The following is a 21,968-nucleotide window of genomic DNA, read 5'->3' as shown; positions in this document are numbered from 1 at the left end:
AGTAAATATATTTTTAGTAAAATATAAAAAATGCTATGATGCTTTTACTGAATTTGCCAACATATAAAAAAGGTTATCTTATGTATTCTCCCCTTCAACTATGATCGGTTTATTCAAATGCTTTTAGACCTTTATCTATATATAATGACTCCATAAAAAAGCCCTTTTCTCTCGTACCGTTAAGGGCACATAAAGAAAAAGGCTTTAAATATTAGCGACTATCATTAAACAACTTATTTAATCATGAAGTCAGTTAAAAGACACCCCTCATACAGCCAAACCATTAAATCACTATCATGACCATTATTATAATAATTTTGAAGCAGTTTATAAAACTCCGACAACTGCTGATCATCAATAATTAATAATCCGGCACCTGCTCTAATCAAAATATCGTTGGCTGACAAAAGTGCTGTTCGCTTGTTACCATCCCAGTAGAGTTGCTTCCGCATAATATAGAGCATAACCTTTAACGCTTTCCAAGTCGCACTCTGATCGGTAGACATGATGCTGGTCAGATCGGCCACAACCTGATCATACTCTGGAATTGGTGGTAAATAATTGGTGCCACCAATTTTAACTTTGCCGGTTCGCAATTTACCCCAGGCAAGTGATTCGTCTTTGGCCACCAATCCATTGATTGCGTGACTGACCTTCAACGAAAAGGGCGCTTGGTTTCTAATAATTAGTTCAACCGCACTTTGAAGCTGGCGAATAATTTTCATATCGTCAGCCGAGAGACCATAAACATCCGACCCCAAAATAATCGTCTCGGTTTGGCGGAACGTTGCCCGATCATCTTCGAATCGGGAAGCCGTATAGACTAACCGAACCATTTCTTTGATCGCAAGTTTTTGATTCTGATATTGTGTCAACTGAAACTTGTCTGGAAAATCCATTTTTGCTTCTCCTCACTTAAGCATCCCAGTCCGCTCATCATTTCTAAACGGACCAGCAAATTAAATCATAGGCGAACCTGATAGACTTGTCTACTAAAATCACCAATTTTTCAATTGGCTTCACCAGATTTCAAGTCATCCTCCTTATACTCTAAAAATCATTAAAAATATCCTTTTAAAACCCACTCAATTATAAGCTCCCTCACAAGCCTAAATTTTTATTGCTTGCAATATTACAAAAATGTTTCAATTGATACTTAATCAATGCTTGGCATAATCCTTAAGAACATTTAAGGGTTGGGGTAAAAGCAATTGAAACCATTTCACTTCATTCGATTTGATCAGCAAATTTGTAACAGTCTTGTTACAAACCGAGCGTAGAAACATGGTATGGTATAGGTGTCTTAATAAAGTCTTAAGAATTCGGGGAGATGATTTTTGATGAGTATAAAGAAGGAAGTCGCTTTAGGTTTATTTTCAATGGCCAGCGTCTTTACCTTGAGCCAAGTTGCCGCAAATGCCGATACCAAAGTGACTGTTAAGTCCGGTGATACACTATATAAAATTGCAACAAAGTATCACACAACTGTTAACACCTTAGCTAAGGCAAATCATCTAAAAGATGCGAACACCATCGTTACTGGAACCAAGCTAATTATTCCAAGTAAAACAACTGGCAATTCAACTGCCACATCATCAAATTCAGGTGCTAAAAAGTACACGACGGGGAAAGCCTATACTGGGAAGAAGAAGCAAACCACCAGTACATATGTCAGTCCAAGTACCAACAAACAAACCAGCACCACCAAGTCTTTAAATAAAGCAGCTGCCAGTTCAACGGTTACCAAATCAACCAAAAAGACTAAGCAAAAAACGACACTGAAGGCTAATACAGCTAAGAGCACAACAACGGGTACAAGCAGCAGTTCTGCAGCCAGTGGTGTCACTACTCTAGCACAAAAGTTAGCAACTCAAAATATCCCATATCAATGGGGCGGAACAACCACTAAAGGGTTTGACTGTTCTGGATTTGTTCAGTACGTCTTTAAACAAAACGGCGTCTCCTTGCCGCGAACAGCTGAAGCTCAAGCGGAATCAACTACTAATAAGTCAGTTGCCAACGCGCAAGCTGGTGATCTTTTGTTCTGGGGGAGCAAAGGAAGCGTTTATCACGACGCCATTTATTTGGGCAATAATCAATACGTTAATGCACCAGAACCTGGTCAAACCGTTCAAGTACAAACAATTTCACCGTACTTTGCCCCAAGTTTTGCTGGTTCGGTTAACGCGTAATATTTCAGTCGTCATTAAGCAGGGCCTTTGGTTGTCCTGTTTTTTTCTGCCTAAAATTGATTATTCATATAAAATGCCGCACTTTTTGGTTGTTTTCGATAACAATCAATTAGTGCGGCTTTTTAAGTTAATGCAAAAATGGTCGTCCCTGTGACAGAATAAGTCCAACGGCCCCTACCAGGATGCAAAAGCCACATGCCCACCAGATCAGGCTGCGATGGAACTTATTTTCCTGCTTACGAGCAAACGCAATTTCAATAAAGGCAATTAAGCCAAGTGCTAAGATGACTTTGATGGCGCTCAAAACCGGATTGTACTGCCAAGTATTCCAAAGTAAAATGACACCGCTGATAATGGCGATTAAGTAAAGTATTCGAGCCGTCATTGCCCAAGGCATAACGTTTGCCGATCTGACGGCCAACCCCGCAATGACCACAATCGTCAAAACAACCCACGTAATCAGATGGATCCACAACCAAAACATCGTTTAACGTTTCCCCTCTCAATAGTTAATAGTTTCATACTACGCCTTTTTTCATGAAATGTTTAGAAACTAAAATAAGCACCTGATAACGTCAAATTGACGATTACCAAGTGCTTACCTGCTTAATATGAACTTTCATAAATCAACTACCAACCCCCTTCTTCAGAAAGGTCGGTCAATTCTCATTGACATGATGCTTCATTTTTGACAAATTTGGGGGAATTTGTAACTACGAAGCAGCGACTGCCGTTGCTTGGCCCTTCTGACGTTGCAGTTTCTTCTGTAACTTCTTTAACCTTTGACGAGACTTGAGACCGGTAACTAATTGTCCAAAAACAGTCATTTCTAATTGTTTCATTAATGTCATCCAACCACCTTCCCTTGAATACTTAAGTCAGACTACGACTAACTACGGACGAAATCAGTTACGGGTTTCAATTAATTGGCCTTGAAAGATGATCTTTCAATCACCTTTCACCTCATTATTTTAAAAAAATATTATCAAAATTCAACCCTTTTTCAGAAATTTATTATGAAAAATTAGTTATTGTTTTCACGATTATCAGCAAGTAAGCTAACCGCTTATAACGTCTCATTTAAAGTGATTTGTTCATCAATAAACCGGTTACCCATTAATCTTGTTAGCATAACATCAACGTTATTTTTGAAAAATTCAAGTTATCGTCGAAGTTGACAAGTAGCCGGTCCTTGAAAATATAATAAAGTAATGAGGGGATTATCATTTTCACTGAACATTGCGATTGTCAATTACCCAAGGAGGTCGATTTCCATGTACTTTGTGATTGATCAAGCCCCAGATGGCCACTTTCAATTTTTTATCAAATCTTCTGACCATGAAACCGTTGCGATGAGCAAAAGCTTTGATACCAAAGAAGCAGCTCAGCATGCTGTTAAAGCAATTATGAACGCTCACCTGGGTTCCGAATCTCGGATCGAAGACTTAGTTTAATTTTAATTAAGAAACAATTGGAGCCTCTCGCGTTTTCCGCCGCGGGAGGCTCCTTGCGATGTTTTACCTCAGTATTATATCATGCTTCACCCATTCTGCAATTAAGACCAACCACTGGCTAATAGAAAAGGACATGATTTTTGACACTACTTTGTCAAAGACGCCCGAGTGTAATCCGTAAAGCCGGCAACATGGTACTCAACGCCGGTTAATTTAGGATTTACCAAATGATCTTCCTTAACGTAGTAGAGTGGAATGACGCCCGTTAGCCGCTGAAGTCGGGCTTCTGCCTGGCGTAGTGATTGCCAGTAATCTTTCTGGTTATTTGCCCGCTTGGCCGTCGCAATCAACTGATCATACGTCCGATCGCTAAAGTGACCAGGATTCATTGAGTTACCGGTCGTTAAAATGCCTAAATAATTGATGGGATCCGCAAAGTCTGCTAACCAGTACCATTGACTTAGTTGCCAGTTATGACCGCTTCGGCGATTTTGATAGGCTTTATCAGGCAGGTTACTGATCGAAACCTTAATACGTGGCAAGTTCTGATTGAGTTGACCTTGAACAAATTGAGCGACGTTTCGCGTCACGTCTTGATCATCCCCGATTACCGATATTTTAAGAGTGCCGGAGACTTTAGCTTCTTTGCGTCCCTGATCCCAAAGTTGGCGGGCTTTTTTCAAATTCGGTTCAATACTACCACTGGTTTCTTCACTAAAATCACGTCCCGTTGTTGGGTCTATCGACGTCTTTGGGCTGACAAAACCACCAGCCAGTTCAGACCCATCGGCGAGCACTTTTTGGGTCAACTCATTGCGGTTGATCACTAGTGAAATTGCCTTTCGCAACTTTGCATTTGCTAGAGGCTGGCCTTTTTTCTGATTAACCTGTAAATAATAGGTCCAAGCCTTTGGAACCCGCTTTAAATTTTTATTCTTTTGCAAGCTCTTGGCAGTCACGCCCGAAATAATGGCGTCATCCAGCTTATTGGACTCGAATAAATTATGTGCCGTATTGGCATCTTTAACCGTCTTATAATTGATTTGCGTCAGCTTAACCGCTTTTTTATCCCAGTAGTAAGGATTTCGAACCAGTCGGTATTGATCATTGGTTCCAGTCCAACCAGCAATTTTAAAAGCCCCATTTGAAACTGTCTTTTTGGCGCTGGTTCCATATTTATCTGTACCGACTTTAGTGACAAACTGCTTGTCCTGAGGCATAAAAACCGGCATACAGAGCAGTTTATTGAAATAGGCCATCGGATGATCCAAGGTGACTTCGAGCGTTCGGGTTCCCATCGCTTTAATTCCAAGTGTCCGATAGGATTTTTGATGTTTCATAATTGCATCAGCATTTTTAATACCACTAAAGACATAGGTGTAAACTGGCCGATTAGCCGGATTCATTGCCCGTTTCCAAGCAAATTCAAAATCAACAGCTTTAACCGAATCTCCATTACTCCATTTTGCATCCTTTCGAATTCTAAAAATATACTTTTTCCCGTGATCGGTCGGCTTCACGACGCTGGTTGCCATCGCCGGGACCGGTTGATCATTTTCATTCAATCGATAGAGGCCTTCGGAAATGTTGGTTAGCGTATTAAATTCCGGTAGGGTCGCCTGATTAGTATTATCCAAACTTGTTAAATCCGAGGTTTGCATGAGATTAAGGGTTCGCTGATTTGATTGACTTTGTTGCCCACAGCCGGCCAAAATGACTGCCACGATTACTGTTAGTAACCCGACCATCAAAAGATTAATTGTTTTCACTATTTTTCCCCCAAAGAATCACTTTTTACAACGATCAGTCACTCGTGATTTCAATTGGCACCGCATGTTTTAACGTTTCGTGAACGGTACATTCTTTAATCACTTGATTGATAAATGTCCGGTGCGCCGACTCATCCAAATTTGTTTCTGCGTGAATAGTTACCTGAATTTTAGTCACTGCCGATCGGCCATCCTGATACTGGGTCGTTTCACCGGCTGTTTTAACTTCAAAACGTTTAATCTTAATTTCAGGTTGTCGACGAACAATATCGTTCGCTGTAATGGCTAAGCAAGAGCCAACCGCTGATAATAGAAATTGAACTGGATTTGGGCCGGCATCGGTGCCACCGCCGGCGACCGGCTCATCAACCAAAAAATGATGGATCCCGGTTTGAGTTTCAACCTGAGCACCGACTTTTCGTAACTTCGAATTGATAATATACTTTCCCATGATCGTTCTCCTCTTAATTTCTTCAAATAATCAACGACAGCCTAATTCAAATTGTTGTCCGTACTTTTAATAAGCATACCAAAATACCAGCAATGACTCAAAACAAATCATCGCTGGTATTTTGACTACCCTGTGGCCCTATTCTTCTGTCTTCTTGTCAGCTGCCTTAGCTTCCTTGGCCTTGGCTGCCGCTTCAGCTTTTCTAGCCGCTTTGGCTTCCCTAGCTTCCGCAAAAGGATCCTTAATGTTGTTATCCTTCAGAAACTTCTTAAAGGGCCTGACAACGTGGTACGTATGAACGTCATTCTTAGTGAATCGGTTGACGTGACGTAACTCATCAGCAGCTTTAACAGCCGCTTCACCAGTCACCTTTTGTTCACGCACAACCACCACTGGTCGCCAGCCGTACTGAGTCTCAACAATCGCTACTCGTCCCAATTCAGGAAAGCGACTAACTAAATCGCCACCTTCGTTGCGGGTCCGTCTGCCGATCTTCCAGAAGAATTCACGATCGGTTTGCAATGATCGCTTGCCGTTTTCTTCAAGTCGAAGGTGAATGCCGCCAATCACATAACGGGTTTCGACCTTTGGCTTTTGCCCTTTTTTATGGTGCATCGGCTTCTTATGATTAGCTTTGGCAGTTGCTTTTTTAGCAGTTGCTTCTGCTTTCTTGATCGTCTTACCATCTGATTTCTTTTTATCCATAATCTTTAATTCCTTATCCTCATTCTTTTTCTTAGAATTGTCGACCAATTATCTGAATTAAAGTTCAATTTGCCCGACATGTTACACTTTCATAATACTATCATCAATTCACAATTTCCAATAACCTTTGATTACAAATTTCGTAATATTGTTGGCTGCGCTCACTGTTCTTAGGACAGCTACCACAGGCAATTTACTGCGTCTAAGGGATCGTAAGCCAAAAAGCCAAAACCAGGCTTTTCACCATTCGACGCCTTAGTCTTCGTAAATTAACCGCCTGGCTGCGCTCACTGATACTAGGACAGCTCCTCCAAGCAGACTCCTGCATGTAAGGGATTAGATGAAAAAATCCAGGCCCAGGATTTTCCCATCTAACGCCTTACACTCCGGAATCTAACCGCTTGGATCCGCTCACTCATAACTTAGACTCTCAATTGGATCCAACCTTGCGGCTTTTCCTGCCGGTGCCAGAGCCGCCAGAAGAGAAATTACGATCGACACAATAACGCCAAACAAAATATTACCAGGAACAATCTGCATGATCTGATAATGAATGCCGGATTGAGCAATGTGGTTTGCTACCGCTGCTAAGCCCTCTGCCAGCCCAATCGCCAGGATTGACGAAAACAGTCCAATGAAAAAGGCTTCTGAGAAAAACAGATTTCGAATACTCCCTTTGGAAGCCCCCAACGCCCGCAAGATACCGATTTCCTTGGTTCGTTCGGAAACGCTGATGTACAGAACCACAATAATCATAATGGCCGATACCAAGAGTGAAATACCGGCGATGGTTGCCAAGACGTTAACCGCCAGATTAATGTAAGTATTCAAGGTATCAACAAAGCCACCCACGCCGGTAATCGTATATTGCTGCTTATGGCGACTATTTCGATACGTTTTAATCTTGTTTTGAACCGGTTTGACATTTTTAACGCTGCCGGTCACTTCAAGTGTCACAAAGTTTGGCTGAATCTTGATCTTCTTCGCCTGGTAGATTGCTTTCATCGTCTGATACGTCATTGAGGTTGACCCGGTATTAGCCTTAGCTACCCCACTGACTGTTAAAGTTTTACTCAACGTCACCGGTCGCTTTTGCCGGTTTAACGTATTTTGATAAAATGTAATTTTTTTGCCGATCAATGAATAAGGATGCTTTTTATTTAACTTAGCTGCAATCTCCTTGGTTAAAAGGATCTGACCATTTTTAGGTGCTGAGCCCTTCGTAATACTCTTTTTTAAAATCGTTGGGTTAAACGTCTGCATAAAAGAAACCGCAGCTGTTTTCCGACCCAACCGCAACTGACTGCCGCCCTGCACATAATAGCCGTCGGCCACGTTTTTGACGTGTTTAATTTTCCTTAGCCGGTTTTTATCCTTTGATTGCATGCTGATTTTGTTAGGATTGGCACTCTCACTATCGCTAACATTCTTAGCAATCTGAAGAGCGTTGGGATTAACCTGTGAGTAAATTTCGTGGTTAATATAACCCTGCACACCGTTTCCAAGTCCCAACATGACAATCACACTAAAAATTCCGATGGCAGCACCAATAATAATTAAAATATTTCGTTTTAAATTATACCGCATGTTCTCAAGTGCCATCTTTAAGGTAGCCGTAAATTTCAAGGTATGGGTCGATAACTCATTTTCATTACCAACTTGATAAGGCTGTTTGATCTGTTGATCCTCACTAATTTGGCCATCAGTCAGCCGAACAATTCGGGTCCCGTAATTAGCCACTGTTTGCGAGTGAGTAACCGTAATCACCAATTTACCATCTGTCGCAATCTGATCCAACAACTCAAGGATTTCTTGCGTATTCTGACTGTCAAGCGCGCCCGTCGGTTCATCCGCAATAATGATCTCCGGATCAGAAGCCAACGCTCTGGCAATCGCCACCCGCTGCTTTTGCCCACCGGAAAGTTGATTAGGAAACTTCTTGATATGTTCAGCTAAACCAACCTGATTTAATAATTCACGTGCCCGGTCTTCCTGCTGTTTACGAGTGAGGGTCGTCATTTCAAGTGAGACCATGACATTTTGAAGAACCGTCAAATGACTAATTAAATTAAAGTTTTGAAAAATAAAACCGATCGTTTGTCGTCGGTACGCATCCAGCTGCTTATTTGTATCGTGTCGTAACGACTGGCCGTTCAAAACCACATCACCGGTGTAATTGCTATCCAATCCGCCAATAATATTCATTAAAGTTGTTTTACCACCACCGGATTCACCCAGAATGGAAACAAATTCCCCTTGTTCAAATGAGAGATTTAACCCCTTCAATACTGGAAAAGCCTCATTGCCAAGGTAATAGGATTTTTTTATGTCGTGCAACTCTAAGTAAGCCATTTTCTCCTCCGTTCTTCTAAATCGGGAAATACCTGTACTCGGTGTATTGTAGCGCAAAACACCAGATTTGGGAATAGTGGCTCATCTCAATTTCCAACCATTATGTTCTCTCAGTCAACAATTACTTTGAGCACAATCATGACCGGCAGCTGCCAAAGTGGCTGTTTACCGGTCATGAATGATAATAATCTGATTTTAAATTAATGCGACTCATTCTTCAACATTGCATCCGTCACCAACTTTAACTGCTGGTATACTGCCGTTGGGTCAAAATAATACAGTTTATTTTCCGGAAGCTCAACCACGTGGCCCGCTCTAACTGCCGGCAAGCTTTGCCACACTGGATTTGATTTCAAATCGGCGATGGCCTGTTTGTTATTGGATTTCCCACTGGTTGTATTAGTAAAAAACAACCAATCTGCTGAATACTTTTTCAAGGATTCCAGCGAAACCTGTTTAAAGCCGGCGCCTTGATCGATTTTTTGAATCGATGTTGGTAGTTTGAACCCCAAACCGGTCACAAGCGCTTGACCGCCGCGACCCCATTTGGCTCCATCAACAAATAATTTTCCGTTCTGCATGTCGTAGATCCCAACAGTTGTTTTGCTTGGCTTAATTCCCGCCTTAGTTAGCCGCGCTGCCTGATCGGTTGACTGACGATTAAATTTGGTGATCCAACTCTTGGCCTGTTTTTGCCGATTTAGCACCTGCCCAAATTTAGTCGCTGTTTGCCTAATATTTCCAGTAGTCCCATACGGAATGTAAACGACCGGAGCAATCTTCTTCAATGCTTTGACATCTGCTTCATTTGAAGTCACCACTAAGTCCGGCTTTAACTTCAAAACTGCCTCTGGCTTCAAGGTCAGGCCCAGATTGGTGATCGATTTCTTTTGGCTTTTTGTGATGTATGGACTGGCAAAATCAATTGACGTTGCCCCCACAACATGACCACCCAATGATAAGACATCTCCAGTATAAACATTTGTCACAATCCGCTTTGGATGTGTCGGAATCTTCACCTTGCCCGTTGAGGTGTCAATCACCCGGGTGCTGGTCGACGTTTTAGTTGTCGACTGGTTGGCATTGCCGTTACCACATCCCGTTAAAAATAAGACTGCCAGTATCATAACTCCCAGTAATTTTAAATATGTAATTTGTTTTTTCATTTGTTGTCATCAAACCTTTCTGAAAATAATAGATAAATGAAATATGGCATCGTAACCGCTGAGGCCACCAGTCCCACCGGCAGTGCCGTTTTACCAAACGCATTGGTGGCAACCAGCTGGGCCAGCATCATCAAACTACAGCCGATTAACCAGCTAACCGGCAATAGGTACTTCATTCGTTGCCCCACCAGCTTTCGGCCAATGTTTGGTGCCATCAGGCCTACAAAGCTGATAGCGCCGCCAACCAAGACCGCCCCCGTCGCGCATAGAATGGCAATTCCCATTAAAACGTTGTTAATCAGCTTTACGTTGACACCAATCCCGTAAGCACCTCGATTGCCCAGAGTCAGTGCATTTAATGTCGGCACCAGAAATTCAGCCAAGACCAATAAACCTGCACAGATGATCAGCTGAACCGACAAAAACGATAAGCCAAGATTCCAAAAACTGCCATTTAGCCAAACCAGCACTTTATCAAAATCAAACTGGTTCATTTCCAACTCCAGCATCAAAATGATTCCGTTTAAAACAGCAGTCAACGCAACACCGGCCAGTAGTGTCCGAATAGCTGACTGTTGTCGATTCACCAGCATCAACAACCCTGAACTGGCCAGGCCACCCAAGAGCGCTGCAATCAATAGCCATGATGATCCCAACCGGCTACCGACGATGCCTGCAATAAACGTTGCAGCCACAACACCAAGACTGGCACCGGCGTTAATCCCAAGAATACTGGAGTCCGCTAACGAATTCTTGGTGATTACCTGAAGGATCAAGCCGCTAACGGCTAACTCACCACCAGTAATTATAGCTGCCAAAAGCCCAGGAAGTCTGAGCTGCCAAACTACAAAATTAGTGGTGAAATCAGTGCTGACGCCGATCAGCGATTTCACAACTTCTAAACTATTCAGTTTAATATCACCAACAACTAACAAAGCTAAGCCAAGAAATAGCCAAAGTCCTGCTAACCCAATTAGAATGCCGATTGCGCGTCGCCGTCGCGTCATGATGTCACCACCTTTTGTTTGACCATGACCAAAATGAAGAGGCAAATGCCACCAACGATGGCACTTAAAGCTGACAACGGCAATTCAACTGAACTAATAGCCGTCTTGGCAACCCAATCGGCCAGTAACATAAAAATACCTCCACAAACCGCCACCGGAAAAACGTTGGCCTTAAAGGAACCTGGATGAAGGAAGTTCACCATCTGAGGCACTCCCAAACCGACAAAACCAATGTTGCCGCCAACCGCGACTGAACTACCAGCCGCTAAAACAATTAAAATAATGGCAATGGTCATGAGATGCTTCACTGAAATTCCCAGTCCAACGGTTGTTTGTTGATCCAGTCCTAAAAGCGTGAAGGCAGTCGCAAACAGCCTAACGCCGACCAGAACAACGATCGCGACAAGTCCCAAAAGTAATACTTGCTGATAGTTGGTACCACTGAAACCGCCAACTAAAATCACACGAAATTGTTGACTGGTATTGGTCATTAAGCTCAGTGCCATTGAAAGGCTACTAATAAATCCTGAAAAAACTGTGCCACCCAATAACAGCCTTAGTGGATCAAATCCCCGTTTACTTAGTGACAGCGCAATGATCATTAAAAAGGCTGTCATGGCGCCCAGAATTGCCAACCAAAAGGCATTTAAAACCGTCAGCGTTATGCCTGTTAGACCACCGATAATCAATGCCAGGTTAGCCCCGGCATTCACCCCAATAATCGATGGATCTGCCAACGGGTTATGGGAGATGGTCTGCAATAACAGGCCGCCAACTGATAGTAATAATCCTACCAGCAGTGCCGCTAACATCCGGGGCACCCGAATTTCCCATAAGACCTGGGCGGCCAATCGTGAGGTTGGTTGCCATAATTCGGAAAATCCATACCATTTGGGGCCGCCCAGTGTGTCCAGAAATCCCGCCAGGACCAATCCAACCAACAGAACCCCCATCCAAAAAATCGGTCGACGCATTCTCATGATGACGTCGCCAGTGTCTGACAGTTCATGATCTGGGGGCATCCATGATCATGACGAATTTCGCCATTAACTTTAAAAACTTCGGCCAAAATTGACTCGGTAATCACATCCGTTGGGGGTCCCCGTAGCCTTCACCCGACCATTAACCAGACAAATCAAATGGTCACAGTATCTGGCAGCCTCGTTTAAATCGTGCAGTACCACGATAATCGTTTTTTGAAATTGCTGATTTAATTCTCTTAAAAGATTCAAAATTTCTAACTGGTTAGTTAAATCCAAATATGTAGTCGGCTCATCCAGCATTAGAATTCGGCTGTCCTGCGCCAGTGTCATGGCAATCAGCGCCCGCTGCTGCTGGCCACCGGAGAGATTGGTTAATAACTCGTTAGTCATTTCAGTCATGTGCACTGCCTGGATGGCATCATGAATGATAGATCGGTCGGCCTTAGATAGCCGATGCAGCCCACGTTGTCGACAATAACGGCCATACGATACCAATTCAAAAACCGTGACGCCTTCCGGAATCATCGTGCGCTGCGGCAGGCAGGCAATTTGTTGAGCTCGTTGACGGGCATTGAACGTTGTGATCGGCTTGCCGGCTAATGCCACTGTTCCGTCAATCGGCGCTTCAAAACCATTTAACGTGTTGAATAAAGTTGACTTGCCGCTGCCGTTTGGCCCAATCAAGCCGGTAATTTGACCATCAGGGATCGAAATATCTTGATGATCGATAATCACTTTACGACCATAGCCGGCTGTTAAGTCAGTCGCTTTTAAAATTTGATTCATCCCAATCAACTCCTTTAACTTATTTTCCAGATAGGCCATTCTCACCATTTTAATTTTACACAATTAAATAATAAAAAAGAGGCTGGCCCATTAAAACGTGTGCTATCGCCTCCCCCACTAAAATTGATATGCTAAGTATACGGGGTGATTATTACGATTGTCAATATATTTTTTAATATGATTAGAATAAAATTCATCATACTTTTGATCATTTTTTACATAAAAAAACACCCGTGTCATGCTAATTACACATCAGACGGGTGTTTTAAAATTATTCCATTATTATAAATCTATCGGATCACCGATCCATTAATTTAACGGTGACGTCGACTGCATTAACTCAGGTGGCCACAATGCCAAGAGGTAGCCATAACCATCTTGATCAAACGTTAAGCTTTCAAATTCACGTTTGGAATCAAAAGCCTGATAATGAATGTCATCGGCATTAAAGTCACTGTTGCGAACCTTATCAGCCGGAATTGACGTCAAAATATCATCAGAGACGAAGTAAACCCGGTCATTTTGTGGATTATAACTCATCCCTTGATTGGTACTGCCGCCACGGTTACCGACCATGTTTTGAGAAGCTTGGAAGGACACGCCGTTTTCATCTAAGCGACCATAGAAGAGAATATACCCTTTGCCATATTTACGGCCCCAATAAGCATTGCCATTCTTATCAAAAGCCAATGTATGAAGCTGTAGGTTGGCACTGTCACCATGATACATCTTGAAGTTGTACTCGCGAATTGGTTTTAGCGTATTCGGATCCATTTCAAGAACAGTGTTGTTTTCATCACGACTCTTCAAATCGCTTAACGTATTATCTTCAGCTAAATAAATGTGTTTATTTTGCGGATTAAAGGCTAACGTTTGCCCGTGACCAATATCAACTTCTGGAGACAACTGCGCCGTTTGGGCAATATCAACGTATTTAAACATTTCAGGATTCTGCGACTTAACCGCATCAACCTGACTCTGATACGTATTAATTTGATTTTGGATGGAAGCAATCTTCTTGTCGTAATTAGCAACTTTCTTCTTATGCATCTGATAAGACTTCATCCATTGCGCCATCTTGGCAGTTGCCTGTTTAACAACTTTTTTGGCTTTTTGCTTGGAAGTATAGGAGTACTTGGCTGATTTGACAATCTTCTGGTTCTTGGCCCTCTTATTCTTCCAGTAATAATACCACTTTTGCGCATTCTTCTGATAGTTGACCTGGTTGTTTTGCCAAGATTTGTTTTGGTTCAGCGTATTATTTAATGTCTTGATTTGATCAAATGACCCCTTCATTTGATTGTACGCATCCTCATATTCCTGGTTATGTGCTTGACCATCAGTCGTATACGGATTGAAGTAATCAAACGCTTGCCAGAGGGCTAAAGGCTGATTGTTAACACCAAGCTGCTGGAGTTTGGCCATGTTAAATTTAACAATCGCCCCTTGATTGGTATTGGTACCGTTTGATTCAACGAAGTAAACGTTCCCACTATCATCCATGGTGACACTTTGGAAGTTCCCATGTTGCAAGTCGGAAACGTTAAAACCATCCGGCAAAAACCACTTGGTCTTAAATGTATTGGATTGTGAACTGCCAGCAATTGTTGAGTAGGAGTTCGTATAGTTATAGCCAGTTGGGTCAAGATCATACTTAGCGTACTTTCTGGATGTATTCCCCTGTGGTGTATCATTATTGACCGTATTAAGAGATTCTTCGTCATAGTCCTTTAACACGTTACCGGCATTAACTTGTTTGATTGAGCCAGCCGAGCCGGGTTCATCGATAACGTCAGCGTTGGCGTTAGCAGCGATTCCGAATATTCCGGCGGACGCAAATAAGAGTGCTGTCAGCACAGCAAACTTAAAATGTCCCTTCATTACATATCCCCACCTTAATTTGAAATAAAAAATAAATGACTCATATTCATTTATAACGAGTTTAACGAAAAAGTACAAGGCTTACGCCTCCGTTTTCATTGAAACCCAATAAATGTAATCAGCAAGTAACTACAGTGTAACATTTTTTAAAAAATGAATGTGATTGAAAACCGTTAGCTAATAGCTTCACTCAAAAACAGATGGCCTCAACTATTCGACTAGTCAAGACCATCTGTTAATTGTTCAAAAATGAATAAGGGCAAACCAAGCTTAATTGTCCTGAAGTGAAACCGCAATGTTACGGGTTAGAATCACTAACTGCATAAATTCAGTAAACGTGTAATTGTTTGGATCAAACTTTCCGTGTTCAACCGTATGCCTGGAATAAGGCATTGTCTCCAGATTATAGGAATTAAAATCAAAAAATTTATATAATCCGGATAACACATCCAATTCGTTAAGTTCAAGCAGTCGGCCAAATTGTTTATGGCGGTCGGTTTTGATCTGCTCGTTAATTCGCTTAATTTCATTTAATGATGGGTTATAATTCCACGTTGCCGTTCGTGACTTGCCGTATTTTTGGACCGTCACCATTTCCAAGATTGAAAACAACACGTTAAACAACACGATGTAATTGTCACGGGACTCCCCCAGCAACCGTTTGATAATTCTAATTTGTTTGGCATGACCACTATCTAAAGCCGCTGCCAAATCATCCAAATTCTGATTTAGCAGTCAGTGTCCACAAACACTTGATTCAGTGCCTGATTATCTAATTCCAACAACTGATCGATTCGATTGACATCCAGTGGCATTTGATCAATCCACGACCAGTGCAGCTTGGCAATCCGTTCAAAAAAGGTCTTATGAGCCGGATACCGATCTTCCAGTTGACGACCACTTTCACTCGCCTGACGAAAGCTGTCAACCAGCCATTCAGGCCCATTGAAATCAATCGCTTTACCATGGGATTGAACCCGAAACCGGTGCTGATTGCCATTTAGCTTAGTATTGGCGATGATCTTCCCGGGTTTACCTTTATCAATTTGTTCCTGTATTTTACGAAATTGTGCGGAGAGGCTCCGCGATGATTGAGTCGCCATTTATTCTCACTGCCATTCGTTAAGAATTACTACCTTAATCATACGGTAATGGGGGAAAATTAGCAAAGTGAGCGAAGCCAAACGCTTAGCATCTGGAATATAAGGCGTCGATTGGGGAAATCCCGGGCTTGGATTTTTCCAATCGATCCCTTATATGGAATGATGCTGTTTGGTGTAGCTGTCCTATATTCAGTGAGCGAAGCCAAACGCTTAGCATTTTAACCAAACACTGTCCGCATTCGCTTGACGGTTTGAGTGATGTCCGAGCTTTGCGCAATCATCGAAATTACTGCTGCTCCAGCCGCACCGGTATCCGGCAATTCGGCAATATTTTCCTCTGTAATGCCACCAATGGCGACTACCGGCCGCTGACTGAGCTTGACCAGTTTTTTCAAACCAGTCACCCCAATAACGGGATCAGCATCCGCTTTTGAACCAGTTGGATAAACCGGGCCGCTTCCAAGATAACTAATCCCTGACGTTTGATTAGCCACTTTGACTTGCTCTTCAGTGTCACAGGATAGGCCAACAAACATGGTCTGACCTACCTCTTGGATGACAGAAGTGACCCGTTCATCCTTTTGGCCCACGTGGATCCCGTCAGCACCAACTTCACGAGCTAATGCAACATCATCATCCACAATAAAGGGTACCCGATAAGTGGTACATAAGTCTCTTAAGGTTTCCGCCATTTTCACTTTTGCGGTGGCATCAAGTGAGCCGGGGCCCTTTTCCCGGTATTGAAACGCTGTGATGCCCGCTTTTAGTGCTTGAGTAAGGACTTCTGGTAATGTCAAATTTGGGTCTTTAATATCCTGCGTGCCGGCAATAAAATAGGCTCGCAAGATTGGCGTTTTAAAAGGCATTGTCATTGGTGATCACCCGCTTCGTCGAAAGTGGCCCAGTGATTTAGTGGCCCATGGCCGTGACCAACCTGAATGCCATTGGCAATTGTTGCTTGAACGTACTTTTTACCAGTTCGAATAGCCGTTTCAACGTCATGGCCTTTAGCCAGCTCAGCTGTAATGCAAGATGACAGCGTATCACCAGTGCCATGAGTTCGGTTGGTTTTAATTCTTGGCGAACTAACCCAGAAGGAATGACCATTTTCCAATAAAACAAAATCAGCTGATTCTTTCGTGGTTTCCTGATGGCCACCCTTAATCAAAACGTTTTTAACACCCAACTGCTGAAGCTTTTTAGCCGCTTGCATCATTTGATCCCGGGTTTCAATCTTCATACCCGCCAATTCTTCTGCTTCAGGGAGATTAGGGGTCAAAATATCTGCTAACGGCAATAACTTTTCGCGAACCGTCGCAATGGCATCTTCCGATAATAGCCGGGCACCACCCTTGGCGATCATCACCGGGTCAACCGTTAGCGGCCCCAAATCATATTTCTTTAAGTTTTCAACGACTGATTCAACCGTTGGCACATCAGCCAGCATTCCCGTTTTACAAGCGCGAATCTTTAAATCATCCGCCACTGATGCGAATTGTTCATCGATCATTTTTTTAGGCATGGCCATAAAATCCTGCACCCCAATGGTATTTTGAGCTGTCACGGCCACCACAACCGCTGCTGAGAAAACGTGACGTTCCTGCATGGTTTTAATGTCCGCCATCACACCGGCACCGCCACCACTATCAGTTCCGGCAATCGTTAATGCCTGTACCGTTTCATTTACCATTTCAAAAACCTCTTTCAAGTTTAATGATCATTGATTATTCAAAATTGGCATATTTTTCAACCGTCTTTGGATCGATCAGATGCAATTCATCAATCAGTCGAGGTCCAAATGAGCCGGCTAGTGGTTGGGACATCGATTTTGCCACAACTTCACCCGCAACGTCGAAGACAACAACTGCCGTTTGAGCGGCCTCGAAGTAGTCATCCTCAACGCCAACAAAACAACCAATCGTACTGGAAAGCATATCGCCGGACCCAACGTGCAGCTTAAATAAATCCGATTCGTTAAAGACTCGAATAACTGCGTCACCATTTGTAATAATATCAGTCTTGCCGCTTTCAACCACGGTACAGTGATATTGATTAGCCAGTTTCTTTGCCGTTTCAACCAAGTCACCGGTTCCTTCACCGGCATCGATCCCCTTTGATTGCCAGTCTACGCCGGCCAAAGCTGCAATTTCGCCAGCATTTCCCCTAATGACTGCCACTTTCTTTTGATCCAGCAATTCATTGCAACGTTCCAATCGGTAATGAACTGCACCAACCGCCACTGGATCGACCACAATCGGTTTATGGTATTGATTGGCGAAAGTCATCACCGTTTCAATTTGGGTTAATTGCTGTTCGGTAAACGCCCCGAGGTTAATAGTGACAGAATCGGCCATCTGAACCATCGCTTCGGCTTCATTTTTTTCCTCAGACATAATTGGCGAGGCACCAAGCGCATTAATCCCGTTAGCAACGTCTTGAACCGTCACAAAGTTGGAAATGTTAAAGGCAATCGGGTTCTTTTCCCGTAAAGTAGTTAATAAGTCAATTTTCATGATTTTTTCTCCTTAAACTAAAATTGAGCTGCGACAACTTAAAAATTGCCTGCAGCCCAAATGCCAACGTCTGGATAATTGAGGGATTCTTTATGTAAATGAAAAATCCTTATCAGTGCTTTTGATCACTTCAACTCAACCGAGATTGTGACGAGCACAACCATAACTTCGACACACAGATAGCTCATCATCCTCGAACACTGCTATCAATATGTCTCACTGTCACTTTCCCTACGCAAGCATTGTCTTACAGGTTCCAAGGGACCAGATCGAACAGATCCATCTCAGCCGCTTGTGGCGACACCCCTAGTGTTGTCTTAATTTAAGAATAATGGATGTTGGCGGGAGAGTCAACAAAAACAGTGAACGAGCAAAGGCGGTTAGCACCCGGATGCTAAGACGTCAATCTGGGAAATCCCGCTTTTGGATTTTTCAGATTGATCTCTTAGCAGGAGCGGTGTTGCTTTTGGGAGTTGTCCTAATTCAGTGAGCGGATTCAAACGGTTAGGTCTCGTAATGTAAGGCGTTGATTTTGGAAATCCTGTTCTGGATTTTTAAAATCAATCCCTTACATGCAGAGACCTGTTTGAAGAAGCTGTCCTTAAGTGAGTGGAGCCAAGCGGTTAACATCCGGAGCATAAGGCGTCAATCCGGGAAATCCTGAACTTGGATTTTTCGGATTGAACCCTTATGCGGAGCGATGTTGCTTGGCGAAGCTGTCCTCACAGTGAGTGGAGCCAAGCGGTTAATTAACGGAGACGAAACTTCTTAAAAAAAGAGCAGAAAAAAGGGGATCCAGTAAGGCTTGAATTTACCGCATCCTCAATTCTTCCCCTCAGAAAGAATTTAACTTTTTCCTTTACATATCTAACAAAATCATTTTCACACATTATAGAAGCTTTTGCAACAAAACTGATGCCAAATCAGCTGCTGTTTTTATCGATTAAAAGCCGTCTGTTTATTCAAGATCTTTTGAGCATACTTATTGGTTGCCGTCAAGAAGGCATCAAAGCACCGATCTGGTAGTAGTCGCCTTAGGCATAAAATTGGCTTGGCGCCTGCACCACCTGCATATCTGGTCTTGGGCCGCCGGGAAAAAGCCGCTCGATCCACCATTCTGGCCACGACCCTGGGTTCCGACGCAAACTTGTAAGCTAATGAAAAGAAGTCAGCCGATTGACGGGCGAGCTTTGCATAGGGGCCATCTGCAGCTGCCGCTACCATTTGGCCGGTTGCCGTGTCTTTCCAAGCCGAGCGAATGGCGCCCGGTTCAATGACAATCACATCAATACCGAACGGTTTTAATTCCAATCTCAAGGCATCGCTAATTCCCTCAAGAGCAAACTTTGATCCCACATACCAACTGCCGAGGAGGTTATAAATCTTGCCGTCAATTGATGAAATATTGACAATTCGACCACTCTTCTGCTGACGCATGACAGGCAAAACCGCCTGAATCATCTTCATCACAGCGAAGACATTGACTTTAAATTCGTATTCACCGGCTGCCAAATCTACTTCTTCAACTGGTCCAAAAACACCTAAGCCGGCATTATTAACCAGGACATCAATTCGCCCGGTTTCCTGAACAATTTGGTCAATTACCTGCTGAACTTCATCGTAATCTGTCACATCTAAATGACGCGTGTGAATTCCCAAATCATCCAGCTCATTCATTTGATAGACTTTCCTCGATAATGCGTAAACGGTCATCCCATTTCGATGAAGATTCTTAGCAATTTGCTTGCCAATCCCGGATGACGCACCAGTCACAACGGCAACTTTTCGACTCATAAGCGATCCCGTCCTTTCATAATTTCGACCACTAAGCAACCCAGTTTAATAAAGATTCTAATAGTGCCATTATATCACGACCAGTTTCCTGCCGACCCATCAACGAATTTGTCATTAACCGGTCTGCTTAACAATTAACTATCAGCAGCCGATAATTCTTAGCATCCCTGTTATTAGAGGTAAAAATGTGCTACTATTTTTGTCAAAACCAACAGAAGGTGATTTTCATGTGTCTTATTCGACCGATTCAACAAACTGATGATCCGCAATTAGCAACCATCATTCGTGCCTCATTAAAAGCTTATGGTTTGGATATTCCAGGAACAGCTTACTTTGATAAAGAATTGGACCATTTAAGTGAGTTTTATCAACAAACTTCTACCCGCCAATACTTTGTGGCTACTGACCACTATGACCGGGTCTTAGGAGGCGTCGGAATCGGTGAATATGATCCAGCTCACGGCGTTGCGGAGTTACAAAAGCTCTATCTAACGCCGAGTGCCCGCGGTCACCATTTAAGTTACCAACTATTGGACATGGCCGTCTCATTTGCCAAAAGTGCCGGTTATCAACGACTCTATTTGGAAACTCATCATAACTTAAAAACCGCTATCCACCTCTATGAAAAATATGGCTTTAAAAATCTTGGCCACCCACTTAATCATGGTGAACACTCTTCAATGGACCTATTCTATTCCCTAGCCCTTTAGTATCTGCCAGTTACAGGAAATGGTCACTACTTGTCTAATTTATCATTTTCAAGTACGATAAGCGTATTGAATTAAAAGATTTGCAATCACAAGGAGGAATCAAAATGTCATTAACGGATACGTATACCCTTTCAAACGGCGTTAAAATCCCCCAGGTTGGCTTTGGAACTTGGCAATCAGCCAATGGGGATGAAGCTTACCACGCTGTTTTAGCCGCTTTAAATGCCGGTTACCGGCACATTGACACAGCGGCCGCTTATGGCAATGAAGAAAGCGTTGGCCAAGCGATTCGCGACAGTGGTGTCAGCCGTGAAGACCTATTTGTCACGACTAAACTCTGGAATGCCGATCACGGTTATGAAAAAACCAAGGAAGCTTTTGGGCGATCACTTGAGAAATTAGGGCTTGATTACGTCAATCTTTACTTAATTCACTGGCCCAATCCGATTGACTTCCGGAATAATTGGCAGCAGGCAAATGCCGAATCTTGGCGGGCAATGGAAGAATTTTATGCAAGTGGGACTGCTAAGGCGATTGGCGTTTCCAACTTCCGCGAAAAACATTTGGATGCATTACTTGAAACGGCAAAGGTAGCCCCAATGGTCAACCAAATGTTCATCAACCCTTCGGATATGCAGCCGGGAGTCGTTGAATACAATAACAATCATGACATTTTGACCGAAGCTTACAGCCCACTTGGCACTGGCGGCATCTTTAAAATTCCGGAACTGGCTCCAATTGCCCGCAAATACGGTAAGACACCGGCTCAGGTGGTCCTGCGGTGGTCTCTTCAGCACGGCTTTTTGCCACTGCCAAAATCAGTTCATGAAAAATACATCAAAGAAAATGCCGACATTTTTGACTTCAATTTAGCAAATGCTGACATGAAAACAATTGATGGTTTCCACGGAAAAGCCGGCTTGGCAACCGATCCGGATACCGCTACTTGGTAATTTAGGATCTGAATGCTAACATTATGTGGATTATGCTATGGGTACGATTCTCAAATTAGGGGGTCGTGCCTTTTTTGATTTTCTAAATTAACGTCTTAGTCTCCAGGTATTAATCTTCCACACGCTTAGGACAGCTTCGCCAAGCAGAC

The 21,968-nt window shown here is 43.0% G+C and carries 22 protein-coding genes and 1 riboswitch; of the genes, 4 read left to right on the top strand and 18 right to left on the bottom strand.

Going from position 1 to position 21,968, the window contains the following annotated elements:
- Positions 1–233 precede the first annotated feature (233 nt).
- Positions 234–899 carry a Fic family protein gene (locus ED605_RS13435; RefSeq protein ID WP_121979400.1) on the bottom strand — a complete coding sequence of 222 codons (666 nt, stop codon included), beginning with the start codon at positions 897–899 and terminating at the stop codon, positions 234–236.
- A gap of 441 nt (positions 900–1,340) precedes the next feature.
- On the opposite strand from ED605_RS13435, the gene ED605_RS13430 reads away from it, so the two are divergent.
- Entirely contained in the window at positions 1,341–2,192 is an 852-nt protein-coding gene (locus tag ED605_RS13430; protein WP_121979399.1) for a C40 family peptidase, read from the top strand.
- Positions 2,193–2,319: 127 nt separating this feature from the next.
- On the opposite strand, the gene ED605_RS13425 is transcribed toward ED605_RS13430, so the two are convergent.
- Positions 2,320–2,676, bottom strand: coding sequence for a YisL family protein (locus ED605_RS13425; protein WP_121979398.1), 357 nt, complete (start codon positions 2,674–2,676; stop codon positions 2,320–2,322).
- 229 nt (positions 2,677–2,905) lie between these two features.
- A complete protein-coding gene (locus ED605_RS14665) occupies positions 2,906–3,043 on the bottom strand; it encodes a hypothetical protein (protein ID WP_162919814.1) in 138 nt (45 codons plus the stop codon).
- Between the two features lie 423 nt (positions 3,044–3,466).
- On the opposite strand from ED605_RS14665, the gene ED605_RS13420 reads away from it, so the two are divergent.
- Complete coding sequence (locus ED605_RS13420; RefSeq protein ID WP_121979397.1) at positions 3,467–3,646, top strand: YegP family protein; 180 nt, start codon at positions 3,467–3,469, stop codon at positions 3,644–3,646.
- 146 nt (positions 3,647–3,792) lie between these two features.
- Here ED605_RS13420 and ED605_RS13415 read toward each other — a convergent pair whose 3' ends face one another.
- From ED605_RS13415 to ED605_RS13350, 15 genes are all read right to left on the bottom strand, one after another.
- Positions 3,793–5,415 (bottom strand): peptide ABC transporter substrate-binding protein, encoded by a 1,623-nt coding sequence (locus tag ED605_RS13415; protein WP_121979396.1) that lies wholly within the window; start codon positions 5,413–5,415, stop codon positions 3,793–3,795.
- Between the two features lie 34 nt (positions 5,416–5,449).
- Positions 5,450–5,866 (bottom strand): OsmC family protein, encoded by a 417-nt coding sequence (locus ED605_RS13410; protein WP_121979395.1) that lies wholly within the window; start codon positions 5,864–5,866, stop codon positions 5,450–5,452.
- 138 nt (positions 5,867–6,004) lie between these two features.
- Complete coding sequence (locus tag ED605_RS13405) at positions 6,005–6,571, bottom strand: DUF5839 family protein (RefSeq protein WP_225419160.1); 567 nt, start codon at positions 6,569–6,571, stop codon at positions 6,005–6,007.
- Positions 6,572–6,982: 411 nt separating this feature from the next.
- Positions 6,983–8,923 (bottom strand): ABC transporter ATP-binding protein/permease, encoded by a 1,941-nt coding sequence (locus ED605_RS13400; RefSeq protein ID WP_121979394.1) that lies wholly within the window; start codon positions 8,921–8,923, stop codon positions 6,983–6,985.
- A 200-nt stretch (positions 8,924–9,123) separates the two neighbouring features.
- On the bottom strand, positions 9,124–10,089 hold the full coding sequence (locus ED605_RS13395; protein ID WP_121979393.1) for an ABC transporter substrate-binding protein: 966 nt from the start codon (positions 10,087–10,089) through the stop codon (positions 9,124–9,126).
- Positions 10,086–11,096: a FecCD family ABC transporter permease gene (locus tag ED605_RS13390; RefSeq protein WP_121979392.1), complete on the bottom strand. Its 1,011-nt coding sequence runs from the start codon at positions 11,094–11,096 to the stop codon at positions 10,086–10,088. The genes ED605_RS13395 and ED605_RS13390 overlap by 4 nt, the downstream gene beginning before the upstream one ends.
- Entirely contained in the window at positions 11,093–12,118 is a 1,026-nt protein-coding gene (locus ED605_RS13385; protein ID WP_225419159.1) for a FecCD family ABC transporter permease, read from the bottom strand. The genes ED605_RS13390 and ED605_RS13385 overlap by 4 nt, the downstream gene beginning before the upstream one ends.
- A gap of 30 nt (positions 12,119–12,148) precedes the next feature.
- Positions 12,149–12,865 carry an ABC transporter ATP-binding protein gene (locus ED605_RS13380; protein WP_225419158.1) on the bottom strand — a complete coding sequence of 239 codons (717 nt, stop codon included), beginning with the start codon at positions 12,863–12,865 and terminating at the stop codon, positions 12,149–12,151.
- A 309-nt stretch (positions 12,866–13,174) separates the two neighbouring features.
- Positions 13,175–14,746: a hypothetical protein gene (locus ED605_RS13375; RefSeq protein WP_121979390.1), complete on the bottom strand. Its 1,572-nt coding sequence runs from the start codon at positions 14,744–14,746 to the stop codon at positions 13,175–13,177.
- A 270-nt stretch (positions 14,747–15,016) separates the two neighbouring features.
- Entirely contained in the window at positions 15,017–15,457 is a 441-nt protein-coding gene (locus tag ED605_RS14810) for a hypothetical protein (protein WP_225419157.1), read from the bottom strand.
- 17 nt (positions 15,458–15,474) lie between these two features.
- Positions 15,475–15,849 carry a hypothetical protein gene (locus tag ED605_RS14805; protein WP_225419156.1) on the bottom strand — a complete coding sequence of 125 codons (375 nt, stop codon included), beginning with the start codon at positions 15,847–15,849 and terminating at the stop codon, positions 15,475–15,477.
- Positions 15,850–16,067: 218 nt separating this feature from the next.
- The gene (gene thiE, locus ED605_RS13365; RefSeq protein WP_121979389.1) at positions 16,068–16,721 is read right to left on the bottom strand and encodes a thiamine phosphate synthase; all 654 of its coding nucleotides are present in this window, start codon (positions 16,719–16,721) and stop codon (positions 16,068–16,070) included.
- Positions 16,718–17,539 (bottom strand): bifunctional hydroxymethylpyrimidine kinase/phosphomethylpyrimidine kinase, encoded by an 822-nt coding sequence (thiD, locus tag ED605_RS13360; RefSeq protein ID WP_121979388.1) that lies wholly within the window; start codon positions 17,537–17,539, stop codon positions 16,718–16,720. The genes thiE and thiD overlap by 4 nt, the downstream gene beginning before the upstream one ends.
- A gap of 34 nt (positions 17,540–17,573) precedes the next feature.
- The gene (gene thiM / locus ED605_RS13355) at positions 17,574–18,362 is read right to left on the bottom strand and encodes a hydroxyethylthiazole kinase (RefSeq protein ID WP_121979387.1); all 789 of its coding nucleotides are present in this window, start codon (positions 18,360–18,362) and stop codon (positions 17,574–17,576) included.
- Positions 18,363–18,572: 210 nt separating this feature from the next.
- Positions 18,573–18,680: riboswitch (TPP riboswitch) on the bottom strand.
- Positions 18,681–19,298: 618 nt separating this feature from the next.
- The gene (locus tag ED605_RS13350; RefSeq protein ID WP_121979386.1) at positions 19,299–20,156 is read right to left on the bottom strand and encodes an oxidoreductase; all 858 of its coding nucleotides are present in this window, start codon (positions 20,154–20,156) and stop codon (positions 19,299–19,301) included.
- Positions 20,157–20,383: 227 nt separating this feature from the next.
- Here ED605_RS13350 and ED605_RS13345 point away from each other — a divergent pair, with 227 nt between their 5' ends.
- Both ED605_RS13345 and ED605_RS13340 read left to right on the top strand, forming a co-directional pair.
- The gene (locus ED605_RS13345) at positions 20,384–20,866 is read left to right on the top strand and encodes a GNAT family N-acetyltransferase (RefSeq protein WP_121979385.1); all 483 of its coding nucleotides are present in this window, start codon (positions 20,384–20,386) and stop codon (positions 20,864–20,866) included.
- Positions 20,867–20,970: 104 nt separating this feature from the next.
- On the top strand, positions 20,971–21,819 hold the full coding sequence (locus ED605_RS13340; RefSeq protein WP_121979384.1) for an aldo/keto reductase: 849 nt from the start codon (positions 20,971–20,973) through the stop codon (positions 21,817–21,819).
- The last annotated feature ends 149 nt before the right edge of the window (positions 21,820–21,968 follow it).

It is taken from the genome of Lentilactobacillus raoultii, assembly GCF_900411375.1.
GTDB lineage: Bacteria > Bacillota > Bacilli > Lactobacillales > Lactobacillaceae > Lentilactobacillus > Lentilactobacillus raoultii.
This window is presented reverse-complemented; position numbering and strand designations above follow the sequence as displayed.

Bases quoted from the DNA above. Each gene is read 5' to 3' on its own strand.
- ED605_RS13400 (WP_121979394.1), bottom strand. From the start codon at position 8,923: ATGGCTTACTTAGAGTTGCACGACATAAAAAAATCCTATTACCTTGGC.
- ED605_RS13410 (WP_121979395.1), bottom strand. From the start codon at position 5,866: ATGGGAAAGTATATTATCAATTCGAAGTTACGAAAAGTCGGTGCTCAG.
- ED605_RS13345 (WP_121979385.1), top strand. From the start codon at position 20,384: ATGTGTCTTATTCGACCGATTCAACAAACTGATGATCCGCAATTAGCA.
- thiE (WP_121979389.1), bottom strand. From the start codon at position 16,721: ATGACAATGCCTTTTAAAACGCCAATCTTGCGAGCCTATTTTATTGCC.
- ED605_RS13375 (WP_121979390.1), bottom strand. From the start codon at position 14,746: ATGAAGGGACATTTTAAGTTTGCTGTGCTGACAGCACTCTTATTTGCG.
- ED605_RS13425 (WP_121979398.1), bottom strand. From the start codon at position 2,676: ATGTTTTGGTTGTGGATCCATCTGATTACGTGGGTTGTTTTGACGATT.
- thiM (WP_121979387.1), bottom strand. From the start codon at position 18,362: ATGAAAATTGACTTATTAACTACTTTACGGGAAAAGAACCCGATTGCC.
- ED605_RS13405 (WP_225419160.1), bottom strand. From the start codon at position 6,571: ATGGATAAAAAGAAATCAGATGGTAAGACGATCAAGAAAGCAGAAGCA.
- ED605_RS13385 (WP_225419159.1), bottom strand. From the start codon at position 12,118: ATGCCCCCAGATCATGAACTGTCAGACACTGGCGACGTCATCATGAGA.
- ED605_RS13380 (WP_225419158.1), bottom strand. From the start codon at position 12,865: ATGAATCAAATTTTAAAAGCGACTGACTTAACAGCCGGCTATGGTCGT.
- ED605_RS13395 (WP_121979393.1), bottom strand. From the start codon at position 10,089: ATGAAAAAACAAATTACATATTTAAAATTACTGGGAGTTATGATACTG.
- thiD (WP_121979388.1), bottom strand. From the start codon at position 17,539: ATGGTAAATGAAACGGTACAGGCATTAACGATTGCCGGAACTGATAGT.
- ED605_RS13430 (WP_121979399.1), top strand. From the start codon at position 1,341: ATGAGTATAAAGAAGGAAGTCGCTTTAGGTTTATTTTCAATGGCCAGC.
- ED605_RS13420 (WP_121979397.1), top strand. From the start codon at position 3,467: ATGTACTTTGTGATTGATCAAGCCCCAGATGGCCACTTTCAATTTTTT.
- ED605_RS13350 (WP_121979386.1), bottom strand. From the start codon at position 20,156: ATGAGTCGAAAAGTTGCCGTTGTGACTGGTGCGTCATCCGGGATTGGC.
- ED605_RS13390 (WP_121979392.1), bottom strand. From the start codon at position 11,096: ATGACGCGACGGCGACGCGCAATCGGCATTCTAATTGGGTTAGCAGGA.
- ED605_RS13435 (WP_121979400.1), bottom strand. From the start codon at position 899: ATGGATTTTCCAGACAAGTTTCAGTTGACACAATATCAGAATCAAAAA.
- ED605_RS13340 (WP_121979384.1), top strand. From the start codon at position 20,971: ATGTCATTAACGGATACGTATACCCTTTCAAACGGCGTTAAAATCCCC.
- ED605_RS14665 (WP_162919814.1), bottom strand. From the start codon at position 3,043: ATGACATTAATGAAACAATTAGAAATGACTGTTTTTGGACAATTAGTT.
- ED605_RS14805 (WP_225419156.1), bottom strand. From the start codon at position 15,849: ATGGCGACTCAATCATCGCGGAGCCTCTCCGCACAATTTCGTAAAATA.